The sequence below is a fragment of the Paenibacillus lentus genome (genome assembly GCF_003931855.1).
Taxonomy (GTDB): domain Bacteria; phylum Bacillota; class Bacilli; order Paenibacillales; family Paenibacillaceae; genus Fontibacillus; species Fontibacillus lentus.
Map to the genome: position 1 here is coordinate 3,577,219 of NZ_CP034248.1, position 12,982 is coordinate 3,590,200.

General features: G+C 34.8%; 7 protein-coding genes and 1 pseudogene. 6 read left to right on the forward strand and 2 right to left on the reverse strand.

Going from position 1 to position 12,982, the window contains the following annotated elements:
* The first annotated feature begins 7 nt into the window (after positions 1-7).
* The 6 genes and pseudogenes from gshAB (at position 8) to xerS (ending at position 8,488) form a co-directional block, all read left to right on the forward strand.
* Positions 8-2,305 carry a bifunctional glutamate--cysteine ligase GshA/glutathione synthetase GshB gene (gshAB, locus tag EIM92_RS16150; RefSeq protein ID WP_246021012.1) on the forward strand — a complete coding sequence of 766 codons (2,298 nt, stop codon included), beginning with the start codon at positions 8-10 and terminating at the stop codon, positions 2,303-2,305.
* A 409-nt stretch (positions 2,306-2,714) separates the two neighbouring features.
* On the forward strand, positions 2,715-3,290 hold the full coding sequence (locus EIM92_RS16155) for a hypothetical protein (protein WP_125083519.1): 576 nt from the start codon (positions 2,715-2,717) through the stop codon (positions 3,288-3,290).
* A 217-nt stretch (positions 3,291-3,507) separates the two neighbouring features.
* Positions 3,508-3,943 (forward strand): annotated as a pseudogene (locus EIM92_RS24275) (RNA polymerase subunit sigma-70); the annotation flags it as partial.
* 100 nt (positions 3,944-4,043) lie between these two features.
* Positions 4,044-4,355 (forward strand): hypothetical protein, encoded by a 312-nt coding sequence (locus tag EIM92_RS16165; protein WP_125083520.1) that lies wholly within the window; start codon positions 4,044-4,046, stop codon positions 4,353-4,355.
* Positions 4,356-5,029: 674 nt separating this feature from the next.
* The gene (locus EIM92_RS16175; protein ID WP_125083522.1) at positions 5,030-6,718 is read left to right on the forward strand and encodes a KAP family P-loop NTPase fold protein; all 1,689 of its coding nucleotides are present in this window, start codon (positions 5,030-5,032) and stop codon (positions 6,716-6,718) included.
* Positions 6,719-7,417: 699 nt separating this feature from the next.
* A complete protein-coding gene (gene xerS, locus EIM92_RS16180; protein WP_125083523.1) occupies positions 7,418-8,488 on the forward strand; it encodes a tyrosine recombinase XerS in 1,071 nt (356 codons plus the stop codon).
* 224 nt (positions 8,489-8,712) lie between these two features.
* Here xerS and EIM92_RS16185 read toward each other — a convergent pair whose 3' ends face one another.
* Positions 8,713-9,804: a hypothetical protein gene (locus EIM92_RS16185; RefSeq protein ID WP_125083524.1), complete on the reverse strand. Its 1,092-nt coding sequence runs from the start codon at positions 9,802-9,804 to the stop codon at positions 8,713-8,715.
* A 403-nt stretch (positions 9,805-10,207) separates the two neighbouring features.
* Entirely contained in the window at positions 10,208-12,550 is a 2,343-nt protein-coding gene (locus EIM92_RS16190; RefSeq protein ID WP_125083525.1) for a tetratricopeptide repeat protein, read from the reverse strand.
* Positions 12,551-12,982 lie beyond the last annotated feature (432 nt).

A 12,982-nucleotide genomic window follows, 5' to 3' on the forward strand; every position in this document is an offset into this window, starting at 1 on the left:
TTTGAAGTTGATTAGCGAGCAAAATTTGAATGATGAAATTTTTAAAGGCCAATATGGTTTAGAAAAAGAAAACGTTAGAGTTGACCAAGAAGGTAATCTAGCCTTAACGCCTCATTCTAGGGTATTCGGGAACAAAAGTGAGAATCCTTATATTAAAACTGACTTTTCAGAAAGCCAAGTTGAAATGATAACTCCGGTATTTAAATCTATAGAAGAAGCTTACTCTTTCCTTGAAGCACTTCAAGATATAGTAACACAGGAATTAACCGATGAATATTTATGGCCAAGCAGCAATCCGCCGACACTGCCGTGTGAAGAGGATATTCCTATCGCGAATATGAATGATCCCTTCGAAGATCAATATCGAATTCAATTGGCTCAAAAATATGGCCGAAAAAGACAATTGTTAAGTGGGATTCATTTCAATTTTTCTTTTGATGATGGATTTCTTCGAAAGTTATATGTGGCCTCCAAAAGCCATGATGAATATAAAATGTTTAAAGATCAATTATATCTAAAAGTAGCGAGAAACACGTTGAAATACCGCTGGCTACTCATTTTTCTAACAGGCGCTAGCCCGGTATTTAGTAAGTCCTATATTGAACATTGCGTCTCCTTAAGTGATCATTTAGATACCGAGAGTCGTTTTTTTCCCAATATGAATTCACTTCGAAACAGTGTGTGCGGGTATCGAAATGAAAAACCATACTATGTTTCATTTAACTCCATAAAAGATTATATTCAGGATCTGCAAAACTTGGTTCAATCTAAGGATCTGCTGAGTGCGAAGGAGTTTTATAGCCCCGTTCGAATCAAGTCGGCAAAAGGGGATAATCAACTCCAAAGCCTTCTTGAAAACGGAATAGATTACCTTGAACTTCGCATGTTCGATCTAAATCCACTTTATAAAAATGGGATTAGTCTGCAGACCCTGAAATTCATTCACTTATTCCTGGTATATATGCTTCTTAAAGAGGATGAGCAGTTTAACAAGGAAGAACAACACCAGGCGAATCTCGATGTGGATACCCTAATGATTCGAGGCATTTACGGTAAATTAGGTGATAAAGATTATGCTGCCAGTATGAAAGATAAGGCATTAGACCTTCTTAATACAATGCAAGAAATGATGAATAAAATAATTCCCGAAAGTCAGAAACAAGTCGAATTGATCGAGGAACAAAAGAAAATTATTATCAATCCCGATTTTAGTTTTGCGTCGATCGTAAAGTCAGAAATCAATGAGTCAAATTATTTGCAGTACCATCTAAATAAAGCAAAGGAGTATGCAAAACACAGCACCGAAACAGGGTATAAGTTTGCCGGTTTTGAAGATTTGGAACTGTCGACTCAGTTGTTATTAAAAGCTGCGGTCAAACGTGGAATCCGTTTTGAAATCCTTGATCGCGATGAAAACTTCATTCTCCTACACAAAGAAGACCATAAGGAGTACGTTAAGCAAGCAACCAAGACTTCGTTAGATTCATACAGTACAGTATTGATCATGGAGAATAAAATCGTGACTAAGGAAGTGTTAAAGAGACAGGGTATACGGGTTCCGGAAGGTACTTCATATCATAACATTGAAGATGCAATTCTTGAATATGAGAAGTACAAGGGGAAACAAATTGTAATAAAACCAAAATCGACGAACTTCGGACTGGGCATCACGATTTTCACAAACCAGTTCACTAGAGAAGATTTCCGACAAGCATTTGAAATGGCCTTCGAACATGATAAAACCGTATTACTTGAAGATTTTGTGATGGGGAAGGAGTATCGATTCCTGGTCATGGGAGAGGAAGTCGTTGGTATTCTACATCGGGTACCTGCTAACATAATTGGAGACGGAAAGCATACGATCGAACAACTGATTCACGAGAAGAACAAAGATCCGCTAAGAGGAAAGGGATATAAGACGCCCCTTGAAAAAATTCAGTTAGGAGAAACTGAGAAAATGTTCTTACGGAATCAATTTAAGAATCCTTTTGATGTTCCAGAAATAGGGGAGACGGTTTACTTAAGAGAGAACTCCAATATTAGTACCGGCGGAGACAGCATTGATTTTACAGATGATATTGATGATAGCTATAAACAGATTGCTATTAAAGCCGCAAAAGCTGCCGGTGCCACATTTTGTGGCGTAGACATGATGATTGAAGATACTGGCGTAGGCGCAACGGACCAAAGCTACAGCATTATTGAAATAAATTTTAACCCGGCAATTCATATTCATTGCTATCCATACCAAGGGGTTAATCGAAAAGCAGATGATAAAATACTCGATTTGCTTTTTCCAGAATAAAAGAATGGCCAATACATTGGATTCCAACGGCATATAAACGGGCACCTTTTAGAATTAATCCAAGAAAAAATAAATAAACCGGTTAGTTCACCTTGATCTGTGAACAGACCGGTTTATTTGTTAAAAAATTGGTTAACAATGGGTCAATAAAGATACAACAGATTTATTAATGATAGGACATGTTCACAAAACTCGTATTTCTTTTAGTTTATAATATTTCAATCTAATTATTCATTATATAAGGGTATATACATATTGTGACATATTATATTTTAGTCATTTATTTGTTAGAAATAGATTTAATAAATCTATTTAAAAATAATTTTCAAAAGATTCAAACAACATCACAATAACTTGATCCTCATGAGTTAAACTTTTAATAGCATTAAAAATTTGTAGGAGGTTCTATATGTTTGATTACGCAGATACGCTAAAAGTGAAAATGCGACTTGGACAATATGTCGCACACCGTATTGTAAAGGATGGTTTTACAAGCAAAATTGTTCGTTCACCGGAACAGCTTAACAAAATGGACCGGTTTGAATTGGCAAAGGATTTCTTGTCTTCTAATGAACGTAAGTACTTCGATCGTGATTTGTTTAAAACTCCAGAACCGGAAAAGCTATTAGATGATGTAGCGCGGTATATAGATCAACGAATCCCAAAGGCATATGCGAATTGGTTCAATTACGGAAACAATGTCGATGAGGAATGGTCAGCGGAGAAGTATGGTTTAACCTATCAGTTCGAAGAAAATGGTCTACTGGAAGCGGAAACAAGAGAAAAATCAAACGAATGGAACCCAAATGCTCCAGCAAGTAAAGAGCAAGTACAATATCTTAAAGCTTTGCTTTCACAAGCGGGATACATATTGAAAATTAGTTACGATGACTTGACGAGGGGGAATGCAAGCCAGTTAATTAGTTTTTTAGTGGATGATGACGCACTACCTGCAGATATTCAAAAACTACTAGAATATGAATAAGTTGCGGAGAGATGCGTAATGCTGTAATTAATAACTAACACAACACAGAGATGATGTGTTGTATGTATGTATTATTATGTGTGGTGGACAAACCCGCGTCGCTACGCGGGTTTCTTTAGACATGTTCACAAAATTCGTATTTCTTTTAGTTCACTAATAATATAATTAAATCTTACTAATATAATATATATATATTGTGACACATATTAAATAATTAGATAACACTAGCGACGACATGGAGGTATCATCTCCATCGGCACCACTGAGTTGATTAAAACCATTGAGAGCACCCCAACAAAGGGACGAAGCTCGCGACTTTTGCAAAACAAACCCTGATGCATCTACATTCGCAGAAAAAAGCCTATACGTGTCTCTCGACGACTTGATTGGAACAGACAAGGAAAGTAACGAGATTACGCTGATCGACATCCTTGGTTCAGAAGCTGATAATGGCATCTAGGAAGTGGATCTCAATATTGAGAAGAGCAAGATTTACCGTAACCTGATATTTTGGACGGGAGAGAGTAAGAGGTTGACGTGGGGCGGTTTGGCCTGGACACCGGTGGGAGGTTGTCAAGTATCTGGGAAAATCCAGGATAGAGAAAATGGCTCTCATGAAGCTGTATCACGAGCTTTATAAGGTGAAGCGTTAAGTCATCCGAGTCTGTCTATAGACAGACTCTTTTTGTTGTCAAAATTCAAACGTCTAGTTCAAACCAAGTATGTAGAACCTTTTGAGGAAGATTTTATAATTTGGATCATGATGTGGATATATGGTACCTGGTAGTCTTTGCACTTCTTTGTGAAGCAGGCCTGGGATCAGCACAAATCCCGACTGCAGGTGTGACTTGGGGAGGAAATGAAAACGCTAAATATGGTGGAATAGATGTACGTGTTGAAGTGAGTTCATTGTTGGATAACAACGGATACATTCCAAGGTCAAATACAGTTTTTCAAGTAAAAAACAGATATGCTCCGAAGCGATATTTTGAAAGAAATGCACCCACAAAACGCACTAAGACAAGAAAGATGTTAGGTTCTATCTTAAAGACATGGTTTCTTTAATAGATGCATTCAAAAAATTAATTGAAAAGGTCAAAGGACGGTAACTGGTACATCTTTTTGTTCTCTGTCAAAAATCAGAACTTAATGTCGGGAGACAAGAACATCGTCCCATTGAAAGTCGCTAATATAGCGGTTGCTTTTCTTCTTGTCTTAACTCGAAGACAAGAACTTGTACCCATTGTCGATTTGATGATTATCTAAACAGGGAAATTGACTGATACATTTTACTCTTATTCAAGCGGAACATGGCAGGGTATTTGCGGAAAATGTTGAATAATAAGATTAACAAGCATAATTTGCTGAAAATTTGTTTTGCGACTTAATGCAAGACTGTTAGCAGGTCGTGGTGAGGTTGCTGCCGCCATGGGAGAATTGGATCTTGCATTTAAGTTGAAGGACATGGGCTCTCGCATTCATCTGGAAAACTCGGATTTCCGGAGAGTTGAAGAGGAGCTAAGAGCATCTCAACGCCCTTCGGAACTGGGCTGGAATTGAGTCAGGTGAAGCAACGAGTTAAATTTAAGGAAACACGTGGGGTATACTAATTATGAATTATTTAACTATAAGGACGAAGAAAATGTAAGCATAATGGATAACCCTATTAGTTATAAGCAAAAATTAGTACGAAAATTTGAGATTTAAAGAAGTAAATTAAGATTGTGAGGTACATAGATTTGGAAGAAGAAAAAAGATTACAAAAGAAATTGACTGATTTAAAACGTATATATAACAAAGAAATTGCTAATTTTCACGGTCACCTTGAAGAAGATTATGATTATGAATACGAACCGGAGAGGGATCCTCAATATAGACTTAATCAATTAAGTAGTGAAATAGATTCGGTAAACGAAGAACTACGAAAAATTGAATTTGTTAGAGAAAATGAAATGAAAAAGAACGCATTCAACGGTTTTGATAGTAGCATTGGTTATATGTTTAATGATAAAGAAAGTGAAGTAGATTTATTATCACGAACTCCTCAGGCAAAATCAATATCTCGCTTAATTGCTAATAAGGAAACAAGCCCACCACTATCGATTGGTATCTGTGGACCATGGGGTGCTGGAAAATCGACATTTTTAAAGTTGATTGAGAAAGAACTTTCATCTCTTAACAGTGCTATTGAGAAAGATAACGATGTTCAAAAAAATTATTACAAGACGTATCTTGTTCGTTTTAACCCAGCAGAATATGATGATCAGAATAAAATTTGGTATTCGTTACTCAGAGTACTATACGAGAAATACGAAGCTGAGAAGGGTTATTTAGGAAGAATTTTGTTTTCTTTAAGGAAGTTCATCTACTCTTACAGAAATAATAAGGCTATTTACATTTTAAATTTAATACTCATATTACTAAATATCGTAACAGTCAGTTATTACTTTTTCAGTAAAAACTCCGCTATTGATATGATTAAAAATAGTAAAACAATAATCAATATTGCAGCATTGTTTGTATCTATCACAGCTATAGTACAACTATCTGTCCCATTTTTCAAAAAAATTCAAGTTTTATTGGAACCATTATCAGTTAAGCTTGTGAATAACATGATGTTTCCAAATTTTAGACACAAACTTGGAAACCGCGAAGAAGTAAAAGAGTCGTTGGATGATTTATTAAAACTTTGGCTCAAAAAAAACGAGAAAATTGTGATTTTTTCGGATGAATTGGATCGTTGCTCGGAAAAAACCATCGCTGAATTTTTCAGTGCACTCCAACTCTTTTTATCGTTTGACTCCATTGTTCATGTTATATCTATGAACAAGGAGACAGTTGCTTTGGCTTTAGCAAACAGTAACCAATTTTATTTCGAGGATAATTCATCAAAACAAGATAAGCTTCTTTTTGGAGAAGAATATTTAAAAAAATATATCACTATTTCAGTTTATCTTTCAGAAGAGAGATCTTACAAAAAGTATTTAAATAGTTTAATGGAAACACAACATAATTTTTTCACGATCGAAGAAATAAAATCTATTATTTTAATGATTGAAGAAATGGCTAAAATTAGAAGTATAACACCAAGAGAAGTAAAAAAAGTGATTAACATGTTAGTCCTTGCGAAGGAGCATGTTTTCTTAAATATTAATTTTTCGGAAGTTATAATAACATTTGAAGACTATATAAAGTGGTTTTTATTTAGTTACTTCAATCCAGAAGGCTCAAGATTAGTTATACAAACAATAAATAAATCGTATATTTCAAATAAATTTAAGTCATTTAAAGATTTTTATATAGAAGAGCTTAATAAGGCTTTTGAAGAAAATAATATAACTGCCCACTTAGAAAAATTCATTGATATGAAACTTGAATTTATAATTGAAGCAGAACGCATTGTTGTGAAGCATTTCATCCGTGATTAAGTTAATGACATGACATAAATTCATCTCGTTGCTTTAAAGAAACTTGTACTGAATTTAAAGGATAGGATTATCATAAACGATAAAAGTAAATTATCGAGGACAAGAACATAATACGAAAAAGTCTCTAATTGGGAGGCTTTTTCGTATTATCGGGTTATTGATAATCTTCTGGTTGGACTCTTAATTGAATTGAAGTAGGGGCAACTGTAATTCCATGGAGTTATGAGTTTCTTTGCCTTCGAAACGCATGATTGAGGAAGTTAAACTTAAAGAACATTTAAGAAATCAGTATTAGAAGGAAATAGAGAGGACTCCAAATGTAACTCAAAGATTTCTCAATGAAAAATTAAAACTAATTTGATGTATAGTGATGCTGATTTTGTATGTAAGTTTATTTCAGAATTGATTAAAAACATTAAAATTATAGGAGAGAAAATCTGTATAGAATATAACTTCATATACGAAGTACAAAATAAATTAATTCGTGGTAGAGATTACGACAGCAATAATTTAAAAGTGAATTTCGGCGTTACACAAACGTTGGATGAATTATAAATTAGTAGTAGCTAAGAAAATAACAGCAGTAGGGCACCTTAAAATAACTAGTGCATTGCTGCTGTCAATATAATTACGTAAAATAATAATTTGACGAATAAATATCATTAAAGTATATTAGAATCATGGAGGTTTGTATATTCTATGGATAAACAAATGAAAATGCACTATATGCAACGAGTTGATGAAAAGCTATCAGAATTACCTTGGTATGTTACAGAATTTATCGATAGTAAAAAACGCAAATTATCTCCAACGACACTTCTTAATTATTGCCATGATTACATTATTTTTTTTGATTGGCTTATTGCTGAGAATCTATCTTCATCAAGTCGAAAAGAAATAAACTTAGAAACACTGGAGTTATTAACAGTTCGTGAAGTAGAAAACTTTTTGTCATTCCTGGATTATCAACTTGGAAACAAGAAACTCACGATAAATCGCAAATTGTCCTCCTTAAAATCTTTGTTTGACTACCTTCAGAATAAGGCTGAAACAAGCGATCTGAAGCCTTATCTTCAACGAAATGTGATGGCCAAAGTAGACTTAAATGCCGTCAAAGAAAGCCAAGAAACCATTGCAAACCGAATTGAAGGAAAAATCCTTAGAGAAGATGATTTTGAATCATTTAGGCAATTTGTAGCTTATGATTTCGGCGAAAAACATAAAGATAATAAGCGGATCTTTACGTTTCATCAATTCAATCGTGAGCGTGACACAGCTATTGTTTCGCTGATTTTGGGTTCAGGGCTTAGATTGTCCGAGGTTGCAGGCATTAATATTGATGACTTAGATATGAATAAAGCTTTAGTACGAGTGGTACGAAAAGGTGATAAAGAACAATATGTTTACTTCAGTAAGCAGGCTTTATTGGATATAGAAAATTATCTGCAGATCAGAGAAGCAAGATATTTACCTGAAAAACACGAGAACTATTTATTTATTGCAGCTCCTGTAGGTCGTAAAGGAAAAAGCCGGCGTTTGACACAACGCTCAATTGAAAAGCTAGTTGAAAAATATGCAACTGCTTTTGGGAAACCCTCTCTAACAGTGCATTCGCTTAGACACTCATTTGCAACGCGATATCATTTGGAAAATAACGATGTCCCAAGATTGAAGAATCAATTAGGGCATTCATCTATTCAAACAACAATGATATACACACACTTAACAGATGAAGAGATGCGTAATGCTGTAAATAACATGGATCGATAAACCCGCGTCGCTACGCGGTTTTTCTTAGACATGTTCACAAAATCCGTATTTTGACTAAATATCTAAATTTATAAAACTGTTGATCATTTCTTTCAATCATCATATCATCATCCAATCATCATCGTTTTAACAAAAAATAAAAACCCGTTGGAATTAATCATCAACGGGTTAAAAAATTCAATTTTTCCAACCGCCTACTTGAGCCACAGATCTCCTCCTCTTTTTTATTCGGTAAGAACATCCTCAAATTTCCACATTTCATCACACTCAACACCATGAGACTGAGGCTCCCCTATGTCAGGGAATATTTTTAGTGAACAATTCAGGCACTCTGCAGCGATAGACTTGACCCATATACTCACCGGCGCCCCCTCTTCGTCAGTATCAAAATCTGTTTCGGTACTAACGAGAAGCGTTTTCTTGTTGCAAACAAAACAGGTAACGACATCCATATCAGGAATAGCATTTCCGATCGCATGTGCTCTTTCTTCGACTTGATTAACGTCGAATTCCCAGGCAGGCATTGTGTAGCATGCAAGTCCATATGCCTTAAAAAAAGCTATACGTTTATAATCAATTTGACCTTGACCTGATCTTATTATTTCAGTTATCGGGTCTAATGAGGATGAAGCTTCTTTATACTTCCAATAAGATTCTAGTTCATTATAATTACTGAAATTTAAACATCGAACTGCTAAGGGGAGAACATTTTGAGAAATAAACTGATCTAACTCGTTAATTCGTAAGAGGTATACTCCCTTATGCCAAACACGATTTCTTAACTGGTTTAGATCTACCAAGGTTTGTTTATTATCACTAACAATTTTTGATATGATAGGTATGGTAGTATCATTGAGTTTCATCAAGTTTATTACTCGATTTAGTGATGTCATAAATTCTGCAGTATTATCTTCAGTTAAGTCTTGTGGGTTCTTGTTCAAGAGTATATCAAGGATTATAGCAGAGTTGTCACCATCTAGCTTTACCTTATGGGCTAGTTTTGGATGCACACTTGCCAAGACATCTTTCAATAAAAGTTCGAAAAAATGGTGGAAATGGAATATGCATTGTAGATAAACTTCTTGATAATCTGTATTGTCACAAAATATATCAATTCGTTCCATAGTGAATTCATAGAAGGCATCGACTTCTTCAATGTACATATCCTTAACTATGCCTTTTTCAGAGGCCACCTGGTAAGTTTTAAAATATGACTTAATCGCTAATCTCAACGAAGCAAGGGCTGATTTTGTAACGTTTTCTTTGTTCTTAACCTTTCCAATCATACGCCCATGTTCCTTAGTCAGTCTAAACATTTTCAATTTCCCCCCAGCTAATACCAATAAAGTGAATTCATGAGCAAACTTTAGCAACCTTGTCCTAGGTGCTTCAATTTATCAGATAATAATGTTACATGCTGCCTCGTATCCACACTTGGATCACTAAAATATTGAAACTGCTGCCCCTTGAGACTTGCCCTTTTCGCCCCCCCATCATCGTTTCAAACCCGTTGGAGTTAATAACGGGTTCGAAAAAATTCATTTTTAACATATAGATCAACTCATCAATCAAGCAGCATACATTGCATTATTAGAAATCATCAAATTTAGCTATGAATCCGAGTCCTTGTCCATCGACAGACATACACTTCCAATTTCTAAGCCCAATGTCCCTCGATGGACAAAAAAGTCACTTGTGAAGGCTATAGCCATCATCTTATTATATCTTAACGTTTGATAGAAAATCTTCAGCTACAATTGCGTTAAAGTTAACCATAGTAACTATAAGTTTACTTGTAAAGTAACGATTTAACGGCTCTCTATACCGTTCTAATTCTTTAGCTAACTCTTCTTCTCGAAGCGCTGATACTGCTTCTTTAAATTTATGTTCGACTTCTAAATAGGCAAGCTGCTGGATTCCCGAAATTATTTCCAACATTCTTGTGTCTGTATTGGATTCAGATTCAGATTCAGATTCTGGTTGAGATTTAGTACCATTCACATCTTTTGTGGATATTATTCTACCCGCATAAGGAACTGATAATAAATCAATCATTTTATAAAGCGCTGTTCTGGCAGGACGCACTCTCTTTAATCCTAAATAGGCTTGAAATAATCCGTACTCTATATCCAGATTTGTGTTGTCTTCTCCCACTATCGATTTCGCTCTATGATAATGGATTCGGGCATTATTGAAATTTTCAATTTTTAGGTATGCTTCACCTAATAGAGAATGGATTTCAACTTGTGTAAATATTGAACCTTCGGCAAGAATGATTTCTAAATGTTCTACTACCTCTTCATTTTTATCGAGTCCGCCAAGACACAATGCCATGATATAGTGATAGCAATCTTTGAATGGTTTAATTTCTTCATCAAATTTATCAGGATTGATATTTTGGATGATTTGATAAGCCGCTTGATAATCATTTTTCTCCACACAATTAAACGCCCACATAAAATACGAGGGCATCAGCTCTTTGCTCTCTCTGATAGCTTTGGGGAATGTAGCTAAGAGTTCCTGCGCTTCCTCAATCTTATGGTTTAGCAACAAAGCTGCAATTAATTTTGATGCACTCTCTTCAGTCGGTTCTGGATAAAGTTTATTCATAAATTGAAAATATTCAGGAAGATACTTTTCAGCTTTTTCTTGAAGTAAACTATACAAAACTTCTGATTTCAGTTGAAGGAGGTGTTCTTGTGTTGGCGCGACTCGCAATCCCTCATTGATTGTTGTTATTGCTTCTTCATTAAGATTTATTTCAAAGTAACACTTTCCCAGCCAATAATACGCATGGGGGAAGCGAATGCATTGGTCCCGTTGTTCTACGGCTTTGCCGTAATACCTTATCGCTTCTTCTGGTTCATTATAATAAATATAGTAAACCATTCCCATAGCGCATAATGCTTCAAATAGGTCAGGTTTAGCTGCTAACGCTAGTTCATACATCTCAATTTCTTGTTCATGTTGTAGATTATACCCATACGCTGTTCCGAGATTCTTCATAACTTCTGCATTTTCAGGTAACATCTCGTGTGCCAGTTCAAAGTATTTGATACAACAATCAATATCATTTTGAGTTTCAAGGATAGAAAGATATGATGTGCCCAAGTTGTAATAGATATATCCGAGTTTGCTATTCTGCTCTTCTTCTACATCGAGTAAATTAAGTTGCTCCTCAAAGCATTGGATTCCTATTCGTACTAACCCCGAATTATTTTCCTTCACTCCTTTTTCTGAATATATAGAACCTTTGTGACCGAGAATATTTGCAATGAATTTATCACTAATTTCACGATCGAATTTATCTTCAACCTCAAGTATACGTTCCAAAGCAAGGTCATAATTGAACTGATTATAGTAGATACTTGTCTCAAAAAATTTAAGGGAAATACATTGCTCCGTTGATAACTCCAAATTAAATGCTTCTTGGATTACTGTTAGACATTCAGAATATTTATTCTTCTCAAAAAAATTGATACAAAGGTTGTAGTAATATCGGAAATCTTTAATAACATCCATCTCTTGCCCATCTTCAAGTCTGGGTAGTTGTAATTGTTGTAGTAGTCCTTCTTGTATTGTAGTTAGTAAAGAGAGCGATTGTACTATTTCTTCAATTTTGATATCTGTTCTTAATTGTAATAATCCTAACGATTTCTTATCATTCGGTTGCTCGATTATGTACTCCCTTTGTGATTGAAAAATAATTTTTTCAACGTGAGATATTTTTTCTTCTTGGGTGAAATGGTGATTAGAGAGTATCAAATAATGTTCAATATCCTTCGCTAAATCCTTAGCCTCTACAGTGTGAAAACCAAAATGTCTATCTTCAGAATATTTTTTCTCAAAGTATTGTTTTAGTTTCTTTTCTTCCCAATATATCGTTTTCTCAAATTCATCTTGTTCCGTTTTTGTGGATAAATACCTTGCATAGTGCATTGTTCCTTTGTTTAGTGATTTGATGATTAATTTAATCGTTTCGGTTTGTGCGTTTTTTACCCTATTCCACAAGGCTGTACCACCTTTAACAAATGCACCAATGGCTCCACTTATACCGCTCATTACATCACCTACTATTTTTATTTGAAATATTATGATGCATCAGGTTTATTATAAATCACATTTCATCTATCCTATCTCGTATATTACAACTAACATTTCCCGTTAGCGTAACGAGCCGATGAAACTATATGTGCTCCAAAAGATTCTCAATTGTCAGTTTCCATTGTCCATTAATATTCTCCACTTTATGAATGCTGTATTTGAAGTTGGGAACGAATTGCTTTTATTTGTCCATTTTAAGTACTTTAGAATATGGTAAACGACATAAATAACCCCGCCATTTGTAACAATTTTTTATAGTAAAGACACTGATTTTATACAAATAGCGCTCTAGTAATATTAACACAAATTGAATGTGTGCTGCCCGTTAGCTTAATTGAATTGCATGTGAACATAGTTAGATATTTATCTATTTGATAATCAGAACATGTT